Annotated in this window: 21 protein-coding genes; 11 read left to right on the forward strand and 10 right to left on the reverse strand. The window is 72.4% G+C overall.

Annotated features, from left to right (window positions below):
- The first annotated feature begins 105 nt into the window (after positions 1-105).
- Positions 106-387, forward strand: a complete 282-nt coding sequence (locus ABTY04_RS31745) for a hypothetical protein (RefSeq protein WP_352216883.1) — start codon at positions 106-108, stop codon at positions 385-387.
- A 239-nt stretch (positions 388-626) separates the two neighbouring features.
- On the opposite strand, the gene ABTY04_RS31750 is transcribed toward ABTY04_RS31745, so the two are convergent.
- The 4 genes from ABTY04_RS31750 to ABTY04_RS31765 form a co-directional block, all read right to left on the reverse strand.
- The gene (locus tag ABTY04_RS31750; RefSeq protein ID WP_352216884.1) at positions 627-1,415 is read right to left on the reverse strand and encodes an aminotransferase class IV; all 789 of its coding nucleotides are present in this window, start codon (positions 1,413-1,415) and stop codon (positions 627-629) included.
- Positions 1,416-1,646: 231 nt separating this feature from the next.
- The gene (locus ABTY04_RS31755) at positions 1,647-3,080 is read right to left on the reverse strand and encodes a chloride channel protein (RefSeq protein ID WP_352216885.1); all 1,434 of its coding nucleotides are present in this window, start codon (positions 3,078-3,080) and stop codon (positions 1,647-1,649) included.
- Between the two features lie 105 nt (positions 3,081-3,185).
- The gene (locus tag ABTY04_RS31760; protein WP_352216886.1) at positions 3,186-3,470 is read right to left on the reverse strand and encodes an SHOCT domain-containing protein; all 285 of its coding nucleotides are present in this window, start codon (positions 3,468-3,470) and stop codon (positions 3,186-3,188) included.
- A 67-nt stretch (positions 3,471-3,537) separates the two neighbouring features.
- Positions 3,538-4,011, reverse strand: coding sequence for a DUF6325 family protein (locus ABTY04_RS31765; RefSeq protein ID WP_352216887.1), 474 nt, complete (start codon positions 4,009-4,011; stop codon positions 3,538-3,540).
- Between the two features lie 145 nt (positions 4,012-4,156).
- Here ABTY04_RS31765 and ABTY04_RS31770 point away from each other — a divergent pair, with 145 nt between their 5' ends.
- Both ABTY04_RS31770 and ABTY04_RS31775 read left to right on the forward strand, forming a co-directional pair.
- Positions 4,157-5,236 carry a YhjD/YihY/BrkB family envelope integrity protein gene (locus tag ABTY04_RS31770; protein ID WP_352216888.1) on the forward strand — a complete coding sequence of 360 codons (1,080 nt, stop codon included), beginning with the start codon at positions 4,157-4,159 and terminating at the stop codon, positions 5,234-5,236.
- Between the two features lie 97 nt (positions 5,237-5,333).
- On the forward strand, positions 5,334-6,755 hold the full coding sequence (locus ABTY04_RS31775) for a DUF2252 domain-containing protein (RefSeq protein WP_502996756.1): 1,422 nt from the start codon (positions 5,334-5,336) through the stop codon (positions 6,753-6,755).
- A 124-nt stretch (positions 6,756-6,879) separates the two neighbouring features.
- On the opposite strand, the gene ABTY04_RS31780 is transcribed toward ABTY04_RS31775, so the two are convergent.
- Complete coding sequence (locus tag ABTY04_RS31780) at positions 6,880-8,175, reverse strand: hypothetical protein (RefSeq protein ID WP_352216889.1); 1,296 nt, start codon at positions 8,173-8,175, stop codon at positions 6,880-6,882.
- A 258-nt stretch (positions 8,176-8,433) separates the two neighbouring features.
- Between ABTY04_RS31780 and ABTY04_RS31785 the strand changes: the two genes are divergently transcribed.
- A complete protein-coding gene (locus ABTY04_RS31785; protein ID WP_352216890.1) occupies positions 8,434-8,832 on the forward strand; it encodes an SHOCT domain-containing protein in 399 nt (132 codons plus the stop codon).
- A gap of 10 nt (positions 8,833-8,842) precedes the next feature.
- On the opposite strand, the gene ABTY04_RS31790 is transcribed toward ABTY04_RS31785, so the two are convergent.
- The 4 genes from ABTY04_RS31790 to ABTY04_RS31805 form a co-directional block, all read right to left on the reverse strand.
- Complete coding sequence (locus tag ABTY04_RS31790; RefSeq protein WP_352216891.1) at positions 8,843-9,676, reverse strand: hypothetical protein; 834 nt, start codon at positions 9,674-9,676, stop codon at positions 8,843-8,845.
- Positions 9,677-10,115: 439 nt separating this feature from the next.
- Entirely contained in the window at positions 10,116-11,129 is a 1,014-nt protein-coding gene (locus tag ABTY04_RS31795; RefSeq protein WP_352216892.1) for a TolB-like translocation protein, read from the reverse strand.
- Entirely contained in the window at positions 11,126-12,466 is a 1,341-nt protein-coding gene (locus ABTY04_RS31800; protein WP_352216893.1) for an MFS transporter, read from the reverse strand. Before ABTY04_RS31800 ends, ABTY04_RS31795 begins: the two co-directional genes overlap by 4 nt.
- Positions 12,467-12,580: 114 nt before the next feature.
- Complete coding sequence (locus ABTY04_RS31805) at positions 12,581-13,459, reverse strand: glycosyltransferase family 2 protein (RefSeq protein ID WP_352216894.1); 879 nt, start codon at positions 13,457-13,459, stop codon at positions 12,581-12,583.
- A gap of 511 nt (positions 13,460-13,970) precedes the next feature.
- On the opposite strand from ABTY04_RS31805, the gene ABTY04_RS31810 reads away from it, so the two are divergent.
- The 7 genes from ABTY04_RS31810 (at position 13,971) to ABTY04_RS31840 (ending at position 23,626) form a co-directional block, all read left to right on the forward strand.
- Positions 13,971-15,014, forward strand: coding sequence for a Gfo/Idh/MocA family protein (locus ABTY04_RS31810; RefSeq protein WP_352216895.1), 1,044 nt, complete (start codon positions 13,971-13,973; stop codon positions 15,012-15,014).
- Between the two features lie 124 nt (positions 15,015-15,138).
- Complete coding sequence (locus ABTY04_RS31815) at positions 15,139-16,146, forward strand: NAD-dependent epimerase/dehydratase family protein (RefSeq protein ID WP_352216896.1); 1,008 nt, start codon at positions 15,139-15,141, stop codon at positions 16,144-16,146.
- Positions 16,143-17,387 (forward strand): DegT/DnrJ/EryC1/StrS family aminotransferase, encoded by a 1,245-nt coding sequence (locus tag ABTY04_RS31820; RefSeq protein ID WP_352216897.1) that lies wholly within the window; start codon positions 16,143-16,145, stop codon positions 17,385-17,387. Before ABTY04_RS31815 ends, ABTY04_RS31820 begins: the two co-directional genes overlap by 4 nt.
- The gene (locus ABTY04_RS31825) at positions 17,384-18,157 is read left to right on the forward strand and encodes a NeuD/PglB/VioB family sugar acetyltransferase (protein WP_352216898.1); all 774 of its coding nucleotides are present in this window, start codon (positions 17,384-17,386) and stop codon (positions 18,155-18,157) included. Before ABTY04_RS31820 ends, ABTY04_RS31825 begins: the two co-directional genes overlap by 4 nt.
- Entirely contained in the window at positions 18,154-19,269 is a 1,116-nt protein-coding gene (locus tag ABTY04_RS31830) for a DegT/DnrJ/EryC1/StrS family aminotransferase (RefSeq protein WP_352216899.1), read from the forward strand. The genes ABTY04_RS31825 and ABTY04_RS31830 overlap by 4 nt, the downstream gene beginning before the upstream one ends.
- A 20-nt stretch (positions 19,270-19,289) precedes the next feature.
- The gene (locus ABTY04_RS31835; protein ID WP_352216900.1) at positions 19,290-22,583 is read left to right on the forward strand and encodes a DUF4082 domain-containing protein; all 3,294 of its coding nucleotides are present in this window, start codon (positions 19,290-19,292) and stop codon (positions 22,581-22,583) included.
- Positions 22,580-23,626 carry a glycosyltransferase family 2 protein gene (locus tag ABTY04_RS31840; protein WP_352216901.1) on the forward strand — a complete coding sequence of 349 codons (1,047 nt, stop codon included), beginning with the start codon at positions 22,580-22,582 and terminating at the stop codon, positions 23,624-23,626. Before ABTY04_RS31835 ends, ABTY04_RS31840 begins: the two co-directional genes overlap by 4 nt.
- Positions 23,627-23,694: 68 nt before the next feature.
- Here ABTY04_RS31840 and ABTY04_RS31845 read toward each other — a convergent pair whose 3' ends face one another.
- A complete protein-coding gene (locus ABTY04_RS31845) occupies positions 23,695-24,369 on the reverse strand; it encodes a hypothetical protein (protein ID WP_352216902.1) in 675 nt (224 codons plus the stop codon).
- Between the last annotated feature and the right edge of the window lie 17 nt (positions 24,370-24,386).

The raw sequence follows: 24,386 nt of genomic DNA on the forward strand, positions 1-24,386 counted from the left end.
GAACGGGGCTATCCAGGACGGCTCAGACGCCGTAATCACACTAGCCACACCAAGATCATCTCACCCGTGACCAGCAGTTACGGGACAACCCTTAGCCTGGGCTGCATGAACTCCTCCGATGCGCCCGACCCCGCCTCGGCCCCCGGCCGGTTCACCGTCGTCCTGCGCCCGGGGCTCACCGAGCCCGGGCAGGCATCGCCCCGCCGCGGCGTGCTGCGCACGGCGCTGGTCGAGGCCACCGGCGATGTCGGGGCCTCGGGCTATCCGCGGTACGAGGGCGAGGGCGTACAGGCCGACATCGATCCCGAGACGCGTACGGTCGAGGCGGTGACCGTCGACGGCGCGGAGCTCCCCTACGGCTGGGTGGCCCAGGTGGCGGACGGCTGAGGCCGGGAGTCGGTCGCGCGGCCTTGTCCGTGCCCCGTTATGTCCGTCGCGTGGCGCACGCGGTGGTGCAGCGTCACGTCCTGCTCCTCCGGTTCCCAGGCCACGAGCAGGCCGAACCGGACGGCGGCCGACAGGGCGGCGAGGCCCCGGCAGTGCCCGCACCGCCGGGCGCCGTACCGGGCCGTCGCGGGCTCCTGACGGGTTTCGTACGCCGGGAGAACGGAACGGCACGAGCGCGCTCACAGCCGGTCAAGCGGCACGGCGGCATAGGATTCCCGCAGCGCACCGACCACCGGGTCGTCGGTCCGGAAGACCACGTCGTCGACGGCCGCCACCGTCCGTACCCCGATGCCGGTGCTCGTCGCGAACGCGGCCCGCATGGAGCGCAGCCGGGCGTCCGTCACCGGAGCCGTGGTCTGCCCCTCGCGGCCGTCGCGGAGCAGCCGCATGGTGATCCCGGGAAGGACGTCGGCCTCCGGCCAGACCACGGTCCCGGCTTCGTCGACGAAGCCGACGTTCCACGTGCAGCCTTCGGAGACCCGCCCGTCCGAGCCGGTGAACAGCACGTCGTCGAAGCCCGCGAGCCGTGCCGCGCGCCGCAGCCGCAACTGCCCGAACAGCGCCACGTGCTTCACCGAGGGCGTGTCGCGGTGGAAGCCGAGCCGCTGCACGCGCAGCGCCGGCAGCGGCCGGCCGGTGCCCGGAGCGGGCCGGGTCGTCACCAGTACGCAGGGCCGTCCCGCACGGTCGGGGGCCGTCAGCTCCAGCTCCGGGTCGAAGACGGTGACCCGCACCATGAACACCCCCGCGCGCCCGCCGGCTTCCCTCCGTACGCACTCCCGCACCCACTCGGGATCCAGCTCCGCCCCGAACACCGTACGGCAGTCCCCGACGAGCCGGTCGAGGTGCAGGGCCAGCCCCCGCACCGCGCCGTCCTCCACCATCATGGTGGTGAAATGCCCGTAATTGGTGAGTGCGAGGGCCTGGAGTGCCGAGAGGGGGGCGGGGGAGCCGTTCAGGGTAGCCATACGCGCAGTCTGCACGTCGCCCGGCCGTGCTGTCGTCGGAGGTGGCGACACCACCGTCGGTGCCAAGTCCGGCGGACGTGGTTTCCGCATCACCGACGACGGACCGCACACCGGTTGACGGCTGGTACGCCGCCCGCCGACGGGTCGTGCCCCCGCGGGTTCGGTGCCAGGCGCGGGGTCATCGTGGCTCCGGGCTGCGGTACGCCCCGTCGTGCGCGGACGGCGGCTCCGCTACGGGGCGGGGGCGGTGGGGTGCGGCGTGCGGCCGACCTGCGGGACCGAGGGGACCGGCGGGCGGGCCGGCAGGAGTTCGGTGACCACGAAGGCGACGACCGCGGACAGGATCACCACCGGCATCATCGCGGTGCTGCCGAGCACCAGGATCACGAGCACCGCACTGCTGACCGGCAGCCGCATCGCGCTCGTGGTGGCGGCGGCCAGCCCGGCCGCCAGCCCGGCGCCGGCGCCCAGCCCGGGCAGCGGCGCGAGAAGGACGCCCGCCGCGGCGCCGAGGAACAGCGACGGGAAGATGGGGCCACCGCGCAGACTGCCCAGGCACAGGGAGAAGGCGGCGCCTTTGCAGAGGAGGACGGCGATCAGCGCGCCCACGCTCCAGGCCTGCGGATCGGCGGCCAGCTCGGCCAGCGTGGCCTGGCCCGAGGAGGCCACGTCCGCGGGCGAGCGGCCGGTGCCCAGGGTGTAGGCGGCGGCGCAGGCACCGGCGGCGAGTCCGCACAGCGCCGTCACGGGCACGGGCCGTCGGGCGACGCGTACGGCGGTCTGCCGGCCGCCGTACTGGATCAGGTGCACACCGGCCGCGATGACCACGGAGATGAGGATCGGCCAGGCCACGTCACCGGCGTCCAGACGGGGGAAGACCACGTCCCACTTCACCTTCAGGCTGCCGGTCTCCAGGCCCGTCCAGCGGCCGAAACCGGTGAAGACGAGCGAGCCGATGCCGCTGGACAGCAGCGCGGGCAGCATGACGGCGAACAGCTGGGGCCCGCCCACGCCCGCGACCTCCATGAGCAGCACGGCGGCGATCAGCGGATTGCCGAAGATGGTGGCGATCGCCGCAGCAGCACCCGCCGCGCCCAGCAGCGCGGTGCTCATCGGTGTCTCCGGTGCGCCGGTGAGATGCCGGAAGGCGATCGCGAGTCCGCCGCCCAGCGCGATGAGCGGGGCCTCGGGGCCGAGGGTGGCACCGAGCGGGAGGCTGAACACGGCCGCCAGGATCACACCGGGCAGGGCTGCGGATCCGGGGCCGCCCGCGTGCAGGCCGGAAGCGGGGATGTGCCCGCCGGCCCCGGGGAAACGGGTGACGATCAGCCCGACGCAGACACCCGAGAGGAGCAGGAGTGGGAGCGGCCACCACCACGGCGGAGCGTCGTGGCCGAGGGCCTTCGGGAGGTCCGCCCACACCAGCTTCTCCAGCTCGTGGATCCCGGCGAGGAACCAGAAAGAGGCCAGCGAGACCGGGATGCCGATGAGCCCGCAGAACACCAGGGTCTTGAGGTACCCGGGAGTGCGGAGCAGTTCGCGGAGCTTGTCGGCCTCCACCGGCTGCGTCGCGCCGACGGGGGCGGGGGCGGTCGGCAGGGGTCCCGGCACCGGACCCGGCTGCTCGGGTCGTGGCTGCGGACCCGGCCGATTCGGCTGTGTCATGGGGCCGTTCCTTCCCGTCCCCCGTCCCCCGTCCCCCGTCCCCCGTCCCCCGTCCCCTCCCCGTCCCCCCGTCCCTCACCGGATGGTCCGGTGAGGGGTGCTCGGTCAGCCGAGGAGCCGGCGCTTCTGCTCGGCGAATTCCTCCTCGGTCAGCACGCCCTGCTCCTTCAGGGTGCTGAGCTGCTTGAGCTGATCGATCTTGGCGGTCATGTCGTCGGCGGGGGCCGCCGCCGGGGCCGGCGGGGGAGGCGGCGGCGCGGCGGCCGCTGCCTGCTGCTCCTCCTGCTGGGCCCACCGGCCGGCCTGCCGCCGGGACACCCGGTTGGACACCGCGGTGGCGGTTCCGGCGACGACGGCGGTACGGGCGACTCCGCGAAGAAGTCCGGGCATGGTGCTCATCTCCAGGGGTGCTGCGAAAGGGGGGGCGACGAGGGTGGTGAAGGGGCTGCCGCCGGCGCTATCCGTCGGCGGGCGGTTCCTCCATGGCATCCAGCGAAGCGAGCAGCGCCTGGACCGGAATCCGGCCGGCGGCCACGAGCTGTGCACCTCCGCGCCGCAGTTCGCGGGCGAAGGGCGCCGCCCACGTGTTCTCGTACACGATGATCCCTGCCGAGTTCCCGGGTTCCAGCGCATTGCCGGCGTCGTCGATGTCGCTCTGGTCCAGCAGGCCGGACGAGGCGCCTTCGAAGACCGAGAGGTCCACGTCCCCGGCGAAGTCCTTCAGCTCCACCGCCGTCACCGAGCCGTCCAGGTCCTTGCGGACGAAGACGAGGTCGAAGATGCGGATCACCCCGCGATCCACGAGATCGAGGAGCATCGGGAATCCCTCGCCCGTCATCCGGTTCCCCGGGAACTCGACCACGGCGTAGTCCACAGGACCCAATTCCTCGATGTCGCCGATCCCGGTGGGTTCCTCGGCCTCACTGTTCATGGCGCTGCTCCTGTCGGCTGGGGGAGGGAAGGCGTCGCACCGGCCGCTGGTCCGCGGGCGGTGGGCTCCGGCACACAGTGGGCGGGAGCCGGCGCCCGGGCCGTCTCATCCGGATCTTGCCTAAGCCCATTGCAGCACCGCGCCCGTGGCTTCGCACATCCGGGCGCGGTTCGAGATGCCGCCACCGGCCGCATCCTCCAACCTGGACGCACACGAAGGAGGCCGTCATGACGACGACTGCCCTGCTGGTGCCGTCGTGGGCTTCGAGCCGTCCGCCTCCCGCGGCGCGCGCGCCCTCCGCGGGGCGCTGATGCATCCCGGCAAGGGCTCGGGCAGCGCCTCTCGCTTCTCGTGGTGGCGGACCCGGTCGCGCGAAGCGACGGCCGCCGCGCGGCGCTTCCACCGCCGCGCCGAGATCCGCTTCCCGGTGCTCACCCGTATAGCGGAGCGCATGGTGTCGGTGGACATCTTCGACTCCGCGACGCGGCTCGCCGCGCAGTGCTTCCTGACCGCGGTGCCCCTGGTCTTCGTCATCGCGTCGTTCGCCCCGAAACCCGTACAGGACCAACTGATCTCATCGGTGCGCGCGGTGTTCGGGCTCAACGGCCAGGCGAGCCATCAGCTGGACTCGATCTTCAGCAGTTCCGACGGGGACCTCCAGGCCGCGGTGGGCCTCGTGGGCGGACTCATGGTGCTGCTGTCCGCGACCGCCGTGAGCCGCGCCATGCAGAGGCTGTGCAAACGCGCGTGGGAGATTCCGCGCAAGGGGGTGCGGATCGCGATCTGGCGCTGGGTCGTCTGGATCGCCGTCTGGATCGGCGTACTGCTCGTGCAGGGACCGGTGCGCACCGGGTTCGGACTCGGGTTCTGGCTCGGCATCCCCCTCACCCTCGTCTTCATGACGCTGGTGTGGTGGTGGACCCAGCACCTGCTGCTCGGCGGTCTGATCGGCTGGCCGCCCCTGCTGCCGGGAGCGGTGCTCACCGCCGGTGCCGTCACCGCCCTGTCGCTGACCGCGCAGTTCTACATGCCGCGCGCCCTCAACCGGGCTCTGAGCCAGTTCGGTTCGGCCGGTTCGGTCTTCGTCCTGCTGTCATGGCTGATCGTGGTGTGCGTGGCCGTCGCCATCGGTGTCACCATGGGTGCCGTCCTGGCGCAGGAGCCCTTCCTCGCCCGGCGGCTGGGCAGCCCCGCCCCGAACCGGCAGTGGACGGATCAGGGGTGAGCACCACTGCTCCGGCAGGGCGGGCACCGTACGGCACCGCCGTGCCGGGGGTGCCATGCTGGGCAGCAGGGGCCGAGCGGCCTGGAGGTGCACGGCGATGGCAATGCATGCCGCACAGGCGGAGAATGATACGCGTCGGCTGTCCGCCGCGGACCGGGCCGCCCTCGGCAGTGCGGCCCGGCGCAAGACGCCCCGTTCCGGAAACGGGGAATTCGAGCCGCCCGCGCAGCGGCAGGATCCGGTGGACGTACTGGAGCGGCAGTCGGAGGGCCGGGTGCCGGACCTGGTGCCGATCCGCTACGGGCGGATGGCGGAGTCCCCGTTCCGCTTCTACCGGGGCGCCGCCGCAGTGATGGCCGCCGACCTGGCCGGCACACCGGACTCGGGCCTGCGTGTCCAACTCTGCGGTGACGCCCACGTGCTGAACTACGGGCTCCTCGGCTCCCCGGAGCGGAACCTGCTGTTCGACATCAATGACTTCGACGAGACACTGCCGGGACCCTGGGAATGGGACGTCAAGCGGCTGGCCGTGAGCCTGGCCATCGCCGGGAGGGAGAACGGCTTCACCGATCCCGAGCGCGCGGAGATCGTCCGGTCGGCAGGCAGGTCCTACCGCGAGCAGATGCGCCGCTACGCCGCCATGCGCCACCTCGACGTCTGGTACGCGAGGGTCGACGCGGAGCAGGTCAGCGCGCTGGCCCAGACCGCCCTGCGCTCACGCGGGCGCAAGCGGCTGTCCGAGTCGCTGGCGAAGGCACGCGGACGCGACAGCCTCCAGGCCGCAGGGAAACTCACCGAGCTGGTCGACGGGGCACCCCGGTTCAAAGCGATGCCGCCCCTGGTCACGCCCTTCTCGGAGCTGCTGCCGGACGACGAGCGCGGCACGCTGGAGGATCAGCTCCGCGACATCGTCGACAGTTACGGTCAGACCCTGCCGTCGGACCGGCGCCACCTGCTGCGGCAGTTCACCGTCGTCGACATGGCGCGCAAGGTGGTGGGCGTCGGCAGCGTGGGAACCCGCTGCTGGATCATCCTGCTCCTGGGCCGGGACGCCGGCGACCCGCTGATCCTGCAGGCGAAGGAGGCCGGCGAGTCGGTCCTCGCCCCGTACGCCGGCCCCGGCGCGTACTCCATGCAGGGCGAACGGGTCGTCGCCGGGCAGCGCCTGATGCAGGCAGCCAGTGACATCTTCCTCGGCTGGCACCGGGCGAAGGGCCCCGACGGCCGCGAGCGGGACTTCTACGTGCGGCAGCTGCGGGACTGGAAGGGAACCCCCGAACCGGCGCTCATGGAGCCGGTCGGCATGAAGACGTTCGGCGACCTCTGCAGTACCACGCTGGCCCGGGCACACGCCCGGTCGGGGGACCGGATCGCCATCGCCGCCTATCTGGGCAGCGGCGACGTCTTCGACCAGGCGCTGGTGCGGTTCGCGGAGAGCTATGCCGACCTGAACGAGCGCGACCATCAGGCGCTCGTGGACGCGGTCGCCTCCGGCCGGGTGGCCGCGCAGTCGGCCTGAGCCCGGGCCGCACCGCCGGTCGGCCGATCCGGCCGCCGGCCGGCGAGGCGGAGGCGGCGGGTGGCGTTCCCCGGCCGTGAAACGCGCCCAGCCCGGGGGCGCCTCGCCCCTGACCCCCGTGGGCCTACGAAGGCTTCGGGGTGCCGGCCTCGACCGGCTCCCTGTCCTCGGCGAGGAACTCCGCCACGGCGAGCGCGAAGAGGAGCGCGAGCGCGAGGCCCACCACGACCCAGCCGGTCGGGTACGACCACAGGAGGTAGGCGAGGACGGCGGCCGCCACCAGGATCCAGGTGATCCAGGCGCGGTGGCCGCCGATGAAGGGACCGACCGGACCGGTGCGCAGGCCGTGCCGGTCGGCGGTGGCCCGGGTGGCGGCGATTCCGGAATGCCACACCTGGCGGACCACCGTGGCGTACTTTCCCGGCCCGGAGAGCCAGGCGGCGAGGGCGAGCACCACGCCGAGGACCACGACCATGCGGATCGTGGTGCGCAGGAGACGGATCATCGCGTCGTACACGGCGCCGGCCGCCGGCTGCGAGACCGTGTCGGGCAGCGCGTTGAGGTAGACGGTGCGGAATACCGTCAGGGCGACACCGAGGACGAGCGCCGCGAAGGCGAAGCCGAGGGCTGCCGCGACCAGGGTGCGGCGCCGGTGGGCGGAGATCAGCACGCCCACGGCCGCGAGGATCACGGCGATGATCGGCAGCCACAGGCCCACGATTTCGAGCAGCCGGAACCCGGTCTTGACCCGGCCGATGTCGTCCGACTTGAGGATGGTGAAGTCGGTGTGAATCTCGGGGATCTTGGCGGCGACACTGAGCCCGGAGTCCACGAGCTTGGTCTTCACCCGGTCGATCACGGGGGCGAGGTCGAGGGTCACCGTGTCGTTGTTGATCTTTACGGCCCCCTCGTCGCTGCCGGTCAGTGCCCGGACGAGCGCGGTGTGGATCGCACGGTTCGCGTCGGTCCAGACGGTCTGGAAGGCATCCGAGGCGACGACGTCCTCCGCCTTGTCGTGGACGAAGCTCCGGACCGCTCCTTCGAGCGAATTGCCCAGCTTGCCCAGTGCCTTCTCCAGCAGCGGCCGCTGGTCCGGGGCCAAGTCCTCCAGCAGGGCGGACAGATCGATGTGCTCCATGACCGCGTCCGTGACCCGGTTCGCGACGGCGGCCTGCACATCGGGGTTGGAGGCGAGCGGGGCGACGGTGGCGACGTACCGGTCGGTGTTGCCCACGATCTGGGACGTCCAGCCGGCGGTGATGCCCAGCGGGGCCAGGATGCAGCCGATGACGATCAGCAGCGCGGACAGGAACGAGCGCAGCCGGTGGTGGGGCGGCTTGCGCTTCGCGGCCTCCGCCTCCAGCGCAGCGACCTGAGCCCGCAGCGCGGCGATCTCGGACTGGCTTTCGTTGTTCGGCATGTCAGCCCTCCTACGGGTCCACCCTCAGGCAATCCCGCAGGCAGTGATCCGGCGAGCGGAGGCGCCCCGACCGGGTGATGCCCCGCGGCGGGAGCCCGTGGCCGGGGGTGCGGCAGGAGGAGCACGGAGGTCATGCCGTTCGGCAGGGCGCGGGGCATGCCGGACCGGGTCCGCTCGGCATCCGCTCGACGTGCGGAACCCGGTACGCGCGCCAATACTGCTGATCGTGGGCATCGGGCCCGCCCGAAGGAGGCGTCCATGGACGACTACCCCGCGCTGAGTGTCTTCTGGTCCATGCTCTGGTTCTTCCTGTGGATCATGTGGCTGTTCCTGCTCTTCAAGATCGTCACGGACATCTTCCGCGACCACGAGATGAGCGGGTGGGGCAAGGCAGGCTGGCTGATCTTCGTCATCCTGCTGCCCTTCCTCGGCGTACTGGTCTACGTCATCGCCCGCGGCAAGAGCATGACCCAGCGGGACGTCAAGCAGGCGAGGGAGAACGAGGCCGCGTTCCAGGACTACATCCGCACGACGGCCGGAACGGCCCCGGCGGGCGGATCGAGCGTCGACGAGCTGCACAGGCTGGCCGAGCTGAAGGACAGGGGCGCGCTCACCGAGGCCGAGTTCCAGCAGGCCAAGGCGAAGCTGCTGGCCTGACGGCAGCCGGTCAGTTGATCGGCTGCCTCGCCTCCGCGCGGACCTTGAGGGCCGTCCCGGCCAGCTGGTCGAGGTCGACGGAGGCCGGGTTCTGCCCGGCGGTCTCGGCGGTGACCACGGCCACCGTGGCACTCGTGTTCTCGTCCGCCCAGGCGCACATCGGCAGGGTGGCCGTGGCGCCGCCGTCCTGGACCGAGGTCAGCACCTGGCAGGTCAGGGTGATGCCGGAGCCGGCCGGCGTGATCTCCTTCGGCGGGATCGCCATCCTCGCGCCGTTGGAGTCCGCGGCTCCCTGCAGCATCTTCCTGCGGGAGCCCGCCGGGTCCTTGAACTGGCCGTACATCCCGGAGAGGGCGAGGACTCCCGGCTGCGTCGGCGAAGCGGACGTGTACCGGGCGGTTGCGGGCTGCAGGTTGCGGGACTTCGGGTCGTAGGTTCCCTTGAGCGCCTCCTTGCCCTTGGTCTGCGAGAGGTCCTCGGACAGCTGGTACGCGCCGCCCAGCAGCGTCTTCGGCACCGTGAGCCGGTACCGGGCCGCGGGGAAACCCGATCCGCCGGCCCGGGCGCCCGCCTCGTTCACCCGGTTCACCACGAACCCCACCGCCATGAGCCCCACCACCGTGGCCGCGATGACCCCGACGTTCCGCCCGGTCCGGCTGCCGCCCGGCGGCGCCATCGGAGGCTGCCCCCAGCCTCCTTGACCGTGGTACGGCTGTGGAGGACGGTGCTGCCCCGGGTACCCCTGCTGCTGCGGATGGGGCGGGTACTGCTGCCCGCCGTACGGAACCGGCTGCGGCGGGGGTCCGTACGAACCGGGGGAGTGCGGGGGCGGGGGGATGCTCATCCCCGCACGCTACTTCAGGTACATCGGTGCATCTCCGCCGGGGTTGCAGGGAATTCAGTACCTACCGGCAGGTATAGGACCGTGTTCCGCCCAGGTTTGATAGGAGTTGGCGTATCCGGTGCGCCAGTGCGCCTGAGCGGAAGGGCACGATCATGCTGGAGTTTCCCAAGCCACAACCCCTGGTGTGCACTTACTGCCAGGCCGGCCCGACGGACGGAGCCGCGCGAACCCTGTCGGCGGAGGCCGGAAAACTGACGGTGACCTGGCACACGGCAACATGCCCGCACTACGCGGCGGACCGTATCCTCGCGGACAAGCGGAACTGACCCGCCGCCGTTTTGTGGCGTCCGTGTCAGACGCACTCCGCCCGCCGGCAACTCCCGTCCGGGAATGGGGAGTCGGGGCGGCAGGGGGGCGGGTACGCCGGGGCGTGGTGGCGTCAGCCCAGGCGGGTCGGGGAGGAGGCCGCCGGGGTCAGGATGCGGGGAGCGCCCGAGCCGTCCGCCGGGACCGTCCACAGGTCGGTCGTGTCCGGGGAGCCCTCGGCGGGCAGGGCGTAGGCGACGGTACGGTCGTCGAGCCAGAGTGCCTGGTCGTCCACGCTGCGCTTCTCCGCGAGCGGCTGCTCCCTCAGCATCCGCAGGTCCAGTACGTGCTCGCGCCACAGAGATGCGCCGCGCATGACGCGCTTCTTGTACGCGACCCGGGTCTCGTCCGGGGACAGGGACGGGCATTCCACGTTCTGGGCGAGGGTGGTGACGCTGCGCCGCGCGATCGAGCCCTTGATCAGGTAGGTCTGGCCGGCGGTGGCCAGGGTCGCGTAGAAGGTGTCGTCGTCCTTGGAGAAGGTGACGCCCCAGAAGTTCACGTCGCCCGAGGTGTAGGGCCGGCCGTCCAGCACGATGGAGAACTTCTCCAGGTCCGGTTCGACGGCCCAGGTGCGGGTGTCCACGATCGTGGTGCGGGTGGAGAAGAACGCGGCGCCGTAGGACTCGCCGGAGACGAACACGGTCCAGGCGGCGAAGTGGCCGCTGGGGGAGACCCGGGCTCGGGACGGGGTGCCCGCGAGCGGGAAGCCGTGCAGCGTGCGCAGGTCGGAGTCGACGATCAGGGCCTGGTTGTCCTGGGCGAGCGCGCCCGGCGTGGAGCTCAGGCACACACCGGTCCCCGCGGACGCATGGAACCGGCGGCAGTTGAGGCCCGAGGCGGTTCGCTCGGCCTGGGGTGCCTGACCCGGCACCGAGACGAGGGCCCCGCGGTGCGGTCCCTGCGCCCCGTTGAGGAAGGCCAGCCGGTCCTGCTGCCCGAGCGTGACCCGGCCCTGGGCGACCGTCGGATCACCCTCCTGAGTCTGCTCGGCGCGGGCTGCGGCGCGCAGTACCAGCGCGGTGCCGAGGCCGCCGAGGAGCAGCACCGCCACCGCGAGTACGAGCAGTCGGCGTGAGCGCGTCATCGGGTTCCTCGGGGGAGTGCGGCCGGGTCGGGGGCGGTGTCCGGGGCCGCCGGGCGGAGTACGAATCCGGCGACGGCCGTGCAGCAGCACAGACCGGCCGCGGCGGCGGCGAGCGCCGGACCGGCGCCCCAGACCGTCCAGGCGGCGCCGAAGGCGAGCGAGCAGCCGAAGCGGGCCAGGGCCTGGCCGGTGCCGACGAGGGCGATGCCGGTGGCCCGCAGCTTCGCGGGGACGGTCGCGGCGACAGCGGCGGGCAGCACCCCGTCGGTCGCGGCGTAGAACAAGCCGTGCAGTACGAGGACCAGCCAGGGGAGGCCGGGCCAGCGCGGGGCCCACAGCAGCAGCCCGTACCCGGCGAGCAGGAGGGCGTGCCCGGCGAGGAACACGGTGCGGCGCCCGATGCGGTCGGCCAGGGCGCCGGCCGGCACGGCCAGCAGCAGGAACACGGCGGCGGTGCCCAGTGGGAGCAGGGGGAACCACTGCTCGTGGATGCCGGTGCGGTCCTGGAGCAGGAGGTAGAGGAAGGCGTCGCTGACGGTGGTGAGGCCCAGCAGGGCGGTGCAGACCGCCAGGGCCCGCAGCCGGGGCAGGCGCAGCAGGGCCAGTGCTTCCCGCAGGTTGACCGCGCCCGGCTTCGGGGCACTCGCCTTCGGTGAGGCAGCCTTCGGGGAGGCGCCGGGCTCCGGGCCGGCCGTGCCGGGGCCCGCCCCCGGGGGGACGAACAGCACGAGCACCACGACGCCGAGGACCGCGACGCACGCGCTGACGCCGAAGACGGCGTCGTACCCGCCCACCGCCGCGTTCAGGATGAAGAACGCGGCGAGCGGGCCGAGCAGGGCCCCGGTGGTGTCCATGGCGCGGTGCACGCCGAAGGCGCGGCCCTGTAACTCGGCGGGTGTCGAAAGGGAGATCAGCGCATCGCGCGGGGCGGTGCGCAGCCCCTTGCCCGTGCGTTCCAGGGCGAGGACCACGCCCACCGGGCCGAGGCTGTGCGCGAGCAGCAGCAGCGGCTTGCACAGGGCGGACAGGCCGTACCCGATGCCGGCGATCAGTTTGTGGTTGCGGATGCGGTCGGCGAGGTGGCCGCCGGTCAGCTGCACCAGCGCGCTGACCCCGTTGTAGACGCCGTCGAGCGCGCCGAAGCCGAGCGGGCTCAGCCCCAGCCCGGCGACCAGGTACAGCGGGAGCACCGCCGTGACCATCTCGGAGGAGACGTCGGTGATCAGGCTGACCGCGCCCAGCGCGAGGACGGCCGAGGCGACTGCGGGGGCCCGCACGGACCCGCCGTCCGGTGCGGTCTTCGCGCCGACGGGCGCGGAGCGGTCCGCGAGGTACATGCTCTCGTGCTCCCGGTGCCGACGGTCTGAGCCACTCGTACGTGTGAGTGAAACCCTAGTGGTCGTACGGGCCGGCCGGGTGGCGTACGGCCTGATTCGGCCGGGTGCCGCGGCTTAGCCCTGCCGGCTGCTCTCGTCCCGCAGCCAGGTGGAGAAGTCCCCGGTCCGGATGGCCTTGCGGGCCCCCCGGCGGGCGGCGAGGGCCGCCACGACGAATACCACGACCCCGGGGAGCAGGCTCGGCCGGTCCCGGAGCAGGGCGCGCAGATCGCCCGTGCCGGTGCGCGCGGACGGTGTCCTGCCGGAGGGCTCCTGTGCCGCCCCCGGTCCCCCCGAGGCCTGGAAGCGCTCCAGCTCGGCGGACGAGGTCGCCGCCCTGACGCGGCGCCTGATCAGGTCCGCCCAGGTGCGCGGCGGACGCACCACGACCCGGGCCGCCTCGACCACGCGCCGCTCCTGCGGCGCGAACGCGAGGGACGCCGCCAGGTCGTCGGCCATCAGCGGGGGCAGGGCCGCGATCCGTGCGTGCCCCGGCTCGGTCACCGCGATGACCCCCCGCCCGAACAGCCCCTCGCGGACCGCCGGCAGCCGCTGCCAGACCTGGTAGTACGCACGGACCGGCCAGGCGCAGCCGGCCAACGGGATGTCGCGGCCGGGTGCCGCGGCGAGGAGCTCCGGACTGGCGGCGAGGGCATCGGCCAACGCCCGTGCGTCGGCGGCCCCGATCACGACGTCGGCGTCCACGTACAGGCGGGGGAAGCCGAGCGCGTGCTCGTCCCCGGCCCGAAGTGCCTTGTGTTTGGAGGGAGTCGGTATCTCCACCACCCGTACGCGGGGGCCCCGCGCACCCGCCACCGCGGCGGTGTCGTCCGTACAGCCGTTGCACACCACGACGATGTCGGGCCCGGAGACGGGGGTGTCGGCCAGGAGCGCGTCGAGGAGCCGGCCGATGACCCGGCCCTCGTTGTGGGCCGGGATCACGATGCTGGTCACCCCGGAAGTATGCATGCTCGAACGGCTGAGCCGACCGTTTCCTCCAACTCTCCCCGGGGGTAGGCCCGGTGGTCTAGATTGAGCGCAGCCGACCGGATTCGGCGTGCTTCGGCGACGCCGCAATCCAACCGGAGCAGGGCAGTTGAGGTAGTTTCGGGTTCGGCGGCTTGGGGGAACAGGCCGCCTTGCCCGTGGCCGGACCGGCGCGAGGGGCGTCGGGCGGCCGGGGGGCGGAAAGTACGTCGAAACACGTAGGCATCGGTTGTGGGGGGCCATCACCGTTGGGCAGGCATGCACGGGTCGCGCAGGCGTCCCGGCCGGCTGTCGGCGGCACCCCCTTCCTTCGCACGCGTCCCCGCCATGGGTTGTCGACACGCCCGCGGGCGTGCGTGGAAGGAAGGGGAACGCTGTGAACGACACCGGGAAAGACACCGCGAAAGACGCTGCGAAAGACACCGTGAAATTCGCGGGGCGCACCGCAGGAGCCGCAGAGGCCGCAGGTCCGCGGCGGATGGAGCCGTTAGGCGTTGCCGTCGTCGGCGCGGGCTACTGGGGCCCCAATCTCGTCCGCAACTTCCAGTCCAGCCCGGAGTTCCGGCTGCGCTGGCTCTGCGATCTGAACATCGACCGGGCCCGGCAGGTGCTCGGCGGCTACTCCACCGTCCAGGCGACCTCGGACTACGAGGCGGTCCTGGCCGACCCGGCCGTCGAGGCCGTCGCCGTGGCCACCCCGGCCGGCACCCACCTCGACGTGGCGCTGGCCGCCCTGCGCGCCGGCAAGCACGTCCTCGTGGAGAAGCCCCTCGCCGCGACGTACGAGGACGGTCTGCGCCTGGTGACCGAGGCCGAGGCGCGCGGCCTCACCCTCATGTGCGACCACACCTACTGCTACACCCCCGCGGTGGTCCGCATCCGGGACATGGTCCGCTCCGGCGCGCTCGGCGACATCCAGTTCGTCGACTCGGTCAGGATCAACCTGGGCATCGTCCAGAAGGACGTCGACGTCCTGTGGGACCTGGCCCCCCACGACCTCTCGGTCCTCGACTTCATCCTCCCGGAGAACGTGCGGCCCGTCGCCGTCGCCGCGCACGGGGCCGACCCGATCGGCGCCGGCCAGTCCTGCGTGGCCTATCTGACGCTCACGCTCAACACCGGCGCCATCGCGCACGTGCACGTCAACTGGCTGTCCCCGGTCAAGGTCCGCACGACGATGGTCGGCGGCTCCAAGCGCACCCTGGTGTGGGACGACCTCAACCCCACCCAGCGCATCGCGGTGTTCGACCGCGGGGTGGACATGACCGCTCCGCAGGAGATCGGTGCGGACGAACGCCGCGACATGCTCGTCTCCTACCGGTCCGGCGACATGGTGGCGCCCGCGCTCGGCGAGAAGGAGGCCCTGCGCAGCATGGTCGAGGAGTTCGCCGCCGCCGTCCGGACACGGCGACCGGCGCTGACCGACGGCCGCTCGGGCCTCCAGGTGCTCGACATCCTCGAAGCGGCCTCCCGGAGCCTGGAATTCCGCGGCGCGGTCGTCGGGCTTCGCACCGGCCCTTGACCGTTTCCGCAACCGTCCGCGGGACCGTCCGCAGGACCGCTCGCAGGACCCTCGCGCCCGGAGCCGCGCACACCGCTCCGGGCGCAGCAGGAGACACCATGACCGACTCAGTAGGGGCAGGGCGTTGAGCAGCGTACGAGGCAAGAGGATTCTGGTCACCGGAGGAGCGGGCACGATCGGCTCGCACGTGGTCGACCTGCTGGTGGACAACGGGGCGCGCGAGGTCGTGGTGCTCGACAACTTCGTGCGGGGGCGGGCCGCCAACCTGGCCCGCGCCGTGAAGAGCGGCGTGGTGGACGTCGTCGAGGGGGACATCCGCGACACGGCCGCCGTGCGCAAGGCGACCGAGGGCGCCGAGCTGGTGTTCCACCTCGCGGCCATCCGGATCACCCAGTGCGCGGAGGAGCCGCGGCTGGCGAACGAGGTGCTGGTCGACGGCACGTTCAACGTGCTGGAGGCCGCGGTCGCCGCAGGCGTGGGCAAGGTGGTCGCCTCCTCCTCGGCCTCGGTCTACGGGCTGGCGGAGACCTTCCCGACCACCGAGCGCCACCACCCGTACAACAACGACACCTTCTACGGGGCGGCGAAGGCCTTCAACGAGGGGATGCTGCGCAGCTTCCACGCCATGTACGGGCTGGACTACGTCGCGCTGCGCTACTTCAACGTGTACGGGCCCCGGATGGACATCCACGGGCTGTACACCGAGGTGCTGATCCGGTGGATGGAGCGGATCACCGCGGGCGAGCCGCCGCTGATCCTCGGCGACGGCACCCAGACCATGGACTTCGCCGACGTCAGGGACATCGCGCGGGCCAACCTGCTCGCCGCCGAGTCGGACCTGACCGACGAGGTGTTCAACGTCGCGAGCGGTACCGAGACCAGCCTGCGCGAGCTCGCGGTCGGACTGCTGGAGGCCATGGGCGCAGAGGCGATGGAGCCGGAGCACGGCCCCGCCCGCGCCGTCAACGGGGTCACCCGGCGACTCGCGGACACCTCGCAGGCCTCGGGGCGGCTCGGCTTCACCGCCGAGATCGACATGCGCCGCGGACTGCGGGACCTGGTGGACTGGTGGCGGGCCGAACGTGCGGCGGACGCGGCCGCGGGCGCCGCCGGCGGGGAGGCCGGCCGATGAGTGCCGCCCGGCCCGTGCCCGCCCCGGACCCCGTGCCCGCCCCGGACCCCGTCCCCGCCCCGGACCCCGTCCCCGCCCCGGACCCCGTCCCCGCCCCGGAGCCCGCGCCCGGCCGCATTCCCGTCATGGTCCCGTGGCTCGGCGAGGAGGAGGCGCGGGCGGCCGCCGACGCGGTGCTCTCCGGCTGGGTCGCCCAGGGCCCCCGCGTCGCCGAGTTCGAGCGGGCCTTCGCGGAGCGGGTGGGCGCCGAGCACGGCATCGCCGTCAGCTCGTGCACCACCGCCCTGCACCTGGCGCTGATCGCGCTGGACCTCGGCCCCGGCGACGAGGTGATCGTGCCCTCGCTGTCGTTCATCGCCACCGCCAACGCAGTGCGCTACGTGGGCGCGCACCCGGTGTTCGCGGACGTCGAGGAGACCACCGGGAACCTGACCCCCGACACCGTGGGCGCCGTACGCACCCCGCGGACGAAGGCGGTGCTCGCCGTCCACCAGGGCGGGGTGCCGGCGGACGTGCACGCCCTGCGCGCGGCCTGCGCCGACTGGGGCGTCCCGCTGGTCGAGGACGCGGCCTGCGGGATCGGCGCGACCGTGGGCGGCAAGTCCGTCGGCCACGGCGCCCTGCTCGCCGCATGGTCCTTCCACCCCCGCAAGGTGATCACCACCGGCGAGGGCGGCATGGTCACCACGGACGACGACCGGTGGGCGCAGCGCCTGCGCAGGCTGCGCGAACACGGCATGAACGTGTCCGCGGCGCAGCGGCACGCCAGCAGCAAGCCGATCGCCGAGAGCTACCTTGAGGTCGGCTACAACTACCGGATGACCGACATCCAGGCCGCGGTCGGCCTGGTACAGCTCGGCAAGCTGGACGCGATCGTGGCCCGCCGCCGCGAACTGGCGGCCCGGTACGGACAGCTGCTCACCGAAATCCCCGGCCTGCGCCCCGTCCGGGACCCCGCGCACGGCGAGGGCAACTTCCAGTCGTACTGGGTGCTGCTGGCCGAGGACTTCCCGGTCGGCCGGGACGAACTCCTCGCGGTGCTGGCCGAGGCCGGGATCTCGGCCCGGCGCGGGATCATGGCCTCGCACCTGGAACCGGCGTACGCCGGGCACGGGGCGGCCCCGCTGCCGGTGACCGAGCGGATCAGCCGCGACTCGCTGATCCTGCCGCTGTTCCACACCATGACGCAGGACCAGCAGGACCGGGTGGTGGCCGTGCTGCGCGGACAGGCCGCCGGATGACCGCCCCGGACGGCCCGGCCACCGAAGACCTGCTGGTCGTCGGCGCGGGCGGATTCGCCCGGGAGGCGGCCCAGGCCGTTCGCGACGCGGGCGCAGCCGACCTGGGGCGCGGCCGCGCCCCGCGGTGGCGCCTCGCCGGGCACCTGGACGACGACCCCGCCCTGCACGGCCGGGACGTCGACGGGGTGCCGGTCCTGGGCGGCAGCGACCTGGTGCACCAGCGGCCGGACGCCCGGGTCGTGGTCTGCGTGGGCAGTCCGCGCGACTACGCGGTACGGGCCCGCCTGGTACGCCGCCTGGCCCTGCCCGAGAGCCGGTACGCGACCGTGGTCCACCCCACGGCCGCGGTCTCGGCGTCCTCGGTGCTCGGCGCGGGCTCGGTGCTGCTCGCGCACTGCGTGCTGACCGCGGCCGTACGGGTGGGCGCCCACGTGGTGGTGATGCCCCACGCGGTCCTCACCCACGACGACACGGTCGGGGACTTCGCAACGCTCGCCTCGGGCGTCCGCCTGGGCGGCGGGGTGCGGCTGGGGCGGGGTGCGTACGTCGGCGCGGGCGCCCTGGTCCGCGAGTACACCACGGTCGGCGCCTGGTCGCTGACCGGAATGGGAAGCACGGTCCTGGCCGATGTGCCGCCCGGCGAGGTGTGGGCCGGAAGCCCGGCCCGCCGGCTGCGCGAGGCGGGAGGCCCGGCGCTCGACGAGCTGCGGGCCGATGGCGAGGAGACCGGCCGCAGGCCGGAGACACGGATGGGGAGCACAATCGGATGAACCAGATACCGCTCGTGGACCTGAAGGCGGCGCACGCCGAAGTCGCGCAGGAATTACGCGCAGGATTCGACCGCGTGCTGGCCGACACCGCCTTCATCGGCGGTGAGGAGGTCCGCGCGTTCGAACGCGAGTACGCGGAATTCGCCGGGACCGGCCACTGCGTCGGCGTGGCCAACGGCACCGACGCGCTGGAACTGGCCCTGCGCGCCAGCGGGGTGGGCGTCGGCGACGAGGTGGTGCTGCCCGCCAACACGTTCATCGCCACCGCCGGCGCCGTCGCCCGGATCGGCGCCCGGCCGGTCCTGGTGGACTGCCTGCCCGACACCCTGCTGATGGACCCGCAGGCCGCGCTGGACGCGGTGGGGAAGGCAACGCGCGCCGTGGTCCCGGTCCACTTGTACGGGCAGTGCGCCGCCGCGGCGGAGTTGGCCGCAGCGCTGCCCGGCCACGCCAAGGTCGTCGAGGACGCCGCACAGAGCCAGGGCGCCACCCGCGACGGACGCTCTCCCGGCAGTGGCGGGATCGCCGCGACCAGTTTCTACCCGGGCAAGAACCTGGGCGCGTACGGCGACGCGGGCGCGGTGGTGACCGACGACGAGGAGACGGCCGACCTCGTACGGGCCCTGGCCAACCACGGTGGTGTCGCCAAGTACCGGCACGACGTGGCCGGGTTCAACAGCCGGCTGGACGGCCTCCAGGCCGTGGTGCTGCGGGCCAAGCTGGCCCGCCTCGCCGACGGCAACGCGGCCCGCCGCGCCGGCGCCGCCCGCTACGACCGGCTGCTGGCCGATCTGGCGGGCGCCGGACGCCTGACCCTTCCGGTCACGGCGGAGGGCAACGTCCACGTGTGGCACCTGTACGTCGTCCGGGTCAGTGGTGCGGACCGCGACGCGGTCGTCGGCAAGCTCAACGCCGAGGGCATCGGAGCCGGCGTGCACTATCCGGCCCCGGTGCACCTCACCCCGGCGTTTCGCCATCTTGGCCACGGACGCGGGGACTTCCCCCACGCCGAGCAGGCCGCGGACCGGATGCTCTCCCTCCCGCTCTTCCCACAGATCACCGCCGCCCAGCAGCAGCGGGTCGTGGACGCCCTCACGAGCGCCCTGCTCTGACGCAGAACAAAGAGGTACAGATGAACAGACGGACAAGGCTGATCCGGTACGGCCTCTTCACCGTGGTCGCGGCGCTCATGACCGCGCTCTTACCGTCGGCGGTGGCGGGCGCCGTGGACCCCTGCGGTCCCGGCACCAACGCGATCGTGTGCGAGAACTCCAAACCGGGCACGCCGATGTCCGACTGGTTCGCGCCCAGCGCCTACGGCGACATCAAGGGCTTCAGCGCCCAGATGAGCGTCCAGGCAGGCGACACCGTGCAGTTCAAGGTGCAGTCGTCGACCCCGTACCACGTCTCGGTCTACCGGCTGGGCTACTACGGGGGCAACGGGGCCCGCCTGCTGTCGACCGCGGCACAGGCGGCCCAGACCTACCCGGCGAACTTCCTGCCGGGCGGCAACCCCCGCAGCTGCACCACCAAGCCCGCCACCGGCCTGGTCGACTGCGGCAACTGGCCCGTCACCGCGACGTGGACGGTGCCCTCCGACGCCGTGTCCGGTCTGTACATCGCCAACTTCGACCAGGCGGACGGCAACGGGGTGATGCCGTACCCGTTCGTCGTCCGCAACGACTCCAGCCACTCCGACATCGTCGTCCAGACCAGCGACCAGACCTGGCAGGCGTACAACGACTACGGCGGCCAGGACCTCTACGGAGGCGGGGGCCCCGCCCCCGACGGCCGGGCCTACGAGGTCAGCTACAACCGGCCCATGGACATCGGCGGCGAGAACGGCATCTACGGCTCCGAATACCAGATGCTCTCCTGGCTGGAACGCAACGGCTACGACGTCAGCTACATCTCCGGCATCGACATGTCGACCCGCGGCGCGATCCCGCTGCAGAACCACAAGGTCTTCATGTCCTCGGGACACGACGAGTACTGGACCCAGGACCAGTTCACCAACGCCCTCGCCGCCCGCCGGGCCGGCGTCAACCAGACCTACTTCAGCGGCAACGAGATCTTCTGGAAGACCCGTCTGGCCCCCAGCAACGACGGGACCAACACCGCCAACCGGACACTGGTCTGCTACAAGGAGACCAAGCTCTCCTTCCCCCAGCCCAACGGCGTCCCCGACCCGAGCGGGATCTGGACCGGCACCTTCATGGACCCGGCCAGCTCCACGAACGGACGGCCCTACCAGCCGCAGAACCAGCTGACCGGCTCGCTGTTCAGCGTGAACGGGTACCGCAGCGACGCCATCACCGTCCCCGGCTCCTTCGCCAAGATGAGGCTGTGGCGCAACACCACCGTCGCCTCCCTCACCCCGTCCCAGACCGCCACCTTCCCCGTCGGGACCCTCGGCTACGAATGGGACAGCGACGTGGAGGACGCGGCCCGCCCGCCCGGCCAGATCCAGCTGTCGTCGACCACCGTGGACATCAACGACGGCAAACTGCGCCTCGACTACGGCAACACCTACGGCAACGGCACCGCCACCCACAGCCTCGTCGCCTTCCGTGACCAGACCTCGCACGCACTGGTCTTCGGCTCGGCCACCGTGCAGTGGTCCTGGGGCCTGACCAACATGCCCACGAGCAACCCCGACGACACCGTGGTCACCGCAGACAAGCGGATGCAGCAGGCCACCGTGAACGTCTTCGCGGACATGGGCGTGCAGCCCAAGTCCCTGCAGGGCGACCTCGTCGCCTCGACCGCCTCCACCGACACCACCGGACCGGCCGTCACGGTGACCAGCCCCGCCGCGGGCGCCACCGTCCCCGCACTGCGGCCGGTGACCATCACCGGCACCGCCACCGACACCGGCGGCGTCGTGGCCCGCGTCGAGGTCTCCACCGACGGCGGCACCACCTGGAAGGCCACCACCGGGGTCGGCTCCTGGAGCTACAAGTGGACCCCGACCGCCCCCGGCGCCGTACAGGTCAAGGTCCGGGCGGTGGACGACAGCGTCAACATCGGCGCCACCACCACCGTCCCGCTGACCGTGGGCCCCCAGCAGTGCCCCTGCACCGTCTGGCCGGCCGCGGCCGTTCCCGGCACCGTCAACGCCGGCGACGGCAGCGCCGTCGAACTCGGCGTGAAGATCCGGGCCTCGGCCCCCGGTTCCATCACGGGCGTACGCTTCTACAAGTCCCCCGCCAACACCGGCACCCACACCGGCAGCCTGTGGAGCAGCACCGGCCAGCGTCTGGCCACCGGTACCTTCACCAACGAGACGGCGTCCGGCTGGCAGCAGCTGAACTTCTCCTCGCCGGTCCCGGTCAAGGCCAACACCACCTACATCGCCTCCTACTTCGCCCCCAACGGCGGCTACTCCTTCGACAACACCTTCGCCACCGCCGACGCGGGGCTGGCCCCGCTGACCGCGCTGCGCAGCGGTACCGACGGAGGAAACGGCGTGTACCGCTACAGCGCCACGGGCGGCTTCCCGTCCACGGCCTCCTCCGGCAGCAACTACTGGGTCGACGCCGTCCTGGACACCTCCACCGCGAGCACCACACCGCCCTCCGTCACCTCCACCACCCCGCAGTCCGCGGCTGTCGGCACCGCGATCACCACGCAGCTGGGCGCCACCTTCAACGAGGGCATCGACGCCGACACCCTCGCCTTCACCCTCAAGGACTCCAACGGGGCCACCGTCCCCGGCAACAAGGTCCTCAGCGCCTCCAACAGCGCCACCTTCACCCCGTCCACCGAACTCGGGCTGAACACCACGTACACGGCATCGGTGCAGGCATCCGACCTGTGGGGCAACACCATGGCGGCGCCGGTCACCTGGACGTTCACCACCAGTACCAGCCCGCCGACGGTCAACTGCCCCTGCACCCTGTGGGGGTCCTCCACCGTCCCGAGCACCCCGAGCGTCACCGACGACACCAACTCCGTCGAACTGGGCACCCGCTTCCAGTCCGCGGTCGGCGGATACGTCACCGGCATCACCTTCTACAAGGGACCCGGGAACACCGGCACGCACACCGGCAGCCTGTGGTCGGCCACCGGCACGCTCCTCGCAACCGGCACCTTCGGCAGCGAGACCCTGTCCGGCTGGCAGCAGCTCCACTTCGCCACCCCGGTGCCCATCACCGCGGGCACCAGCTACGTGGCCTCCTACCACGCGCCGAACGGCAAGTACGCCGTGGACGGCGGCTACTTCACGGCCGCGCACCGCTCCTACCCGCTGGTCGCCCCGGCCGACGGCAGCGGCGGCGCCAACGGCCTCTACAAGTACGGTGCTTCCGCCGCCTTCCCCACCAACACCTTCGGCTCCGTGAACTACTGGGTCGGCCCGGTGTTCACCACCACGGCGCCGGCCGCCCTCGCGGCGGACGGCTCCACGGAGGTGTCCGGCCAGTGAGCACGGTCAGCGTGGTGATCCCCTGCTACAAGTACGGCCACTTCCTGGCCGACTGCGTCAAGAGCGTCCTGGACGAGCAGGAAGGCGTCGACGTACGGGTACTGATCATCGACGACGCCTCGCCCGACGATTCCGCGGAGGTCGCGCGCGCCCTGGCGGCCGCCGACCCCCGGATCGAAGTCCGGGTCCACGAGCGCAACCAGGGCCACATCGCCACCTACAACGAGGGTCTGCTGGAGTGGGCCGACGGGGACTACGTCGCCCTGCTCTCGGCCGACGACCGGCTCGTCCCCGGGGCCCTGGTACGCGCCGCGGCCCTGCTCGACGCACACCCCGAGGCCGGCTTCGCGTACGGCAGGCCGCTGCGGTTCCAGCACGGCGGACCACTGCCCGCGGCCCGCACCCGGAGCACCGGTTCCGTGGTCTACCCCGGCCAGTGGTGGCTGGAGCGGCGCTTCCGGGAGGGCACCGGGTGCATCACCTCACCGGAGGTGGTCGTCCGCACCAGCCTCCAGCGCAAGGTCGGCGGCTACGACCCCGAGCTCCCGCACGCCGGCGACATCGAGATGTGGATGCGGCTCGCCGCGCACGCCGACGTGGGCTACGTCCGCGGGGCCGACCAGGCCTTCTACCGTGTCCACGGCAACAACATGTCCACCACGGACTTCGGCGGACAGCTCGACGACCTGCGCCAGCGCCTCGTCGCCTTCGACTCGGTACTGGAGAAGTGCGGCGGCCTGCTCCCGCAGGCCGGCCGGCTGTCGGCCCTGGCGCGGACCCGGCTCGCCCGGTACGCGCTGCGGCGCGCCTACCGCGCGTACGACCGGGGGCGCACCGGGGTGGTTCCGGTAGAGGAGCTGGAGGCGTTCGCCGCCGAGTGCCTGCCGGGATACACGGCGCTCGCGGAGTACCGGGCGCTGCGCCGGCGCCGGCGGATCGGGGCCCGCGCGATGCCGTACCTCCAGCCGCTGGTGCTCTCGGCCGTCGCCGACCGGGGACGCGAATGGCTCTGGTGGCAGTCCTGGAAACGCCGAGGGATTTGATGAACCAACAGCACCAACAGCACCACCGCCCCCTCCGCGGGGCACCGTCGGCCCGGCAGCCCGCTTCCTCAGCGGGCCGCCGCGGCCGCCGGCACCGGGCTTTCGGCCTCGTTCACCGGACCGGTGCCTGCGCTCTCGCGCCGGCGCCGGTTCCGGCGTGTCACGAGCTGGTCGGTCCACAGGGCGGCGGCCACCGCACAGACCCCGGCCAGCAGCGCCGTCCCGACCAGAGCGCGGCTCTTGGTCCCGGTCTGCGCGACCGCGGTCGGCGGTACGAGGAGGGTCGTACTCATTCGCGCCCTGTCCGGGATCTGCTGCTCGGCCTGCATGTCCGCGAGGTGCTTCGTATAGGCCTCGACGACCTTCAGTACGGCCAGGTTGGCCGCGGCGGGATCCGCGTGCTCCGCCTGCACCTGGAGCGAGGGGATCAGATAGCGGGGGGTGACGCTGGTGCCGCTGTTGCGGGGGATCAGCCGGTAGGTGCCCGTCACGCCCGCCGCACGCAACTCGGCCGTGCCGGCGGACGATTCCAGCTGCTGGACCGCGGCGTAGGACACGGCGGCGAGCGGAGGCTGCAGATTGGCGAGCTGGTTCGGCTGGCTGCCGGTCACCGGCGGTTTGAGCACGACGATCGCCGAGCTCACGTAGGTCCGGGTGGGGCGGAGCACCTGCAGGGCCCCGGCCGCCGCGAGCACCGCCACCAGGACGAGGACGTACCAGCGGCGGCGAAGCGTGCGGAACAACTCACCAGGCGACACAG

The organism is Streptomyces sp. NPDC097981 (assembly GCF_040302565.1).
Classification (GTDB): domain Bacteria; phylum Actinomycetota; class Actinomycetes; order Streptomycetales; family Streptomycetaceae; genus Streptomyces.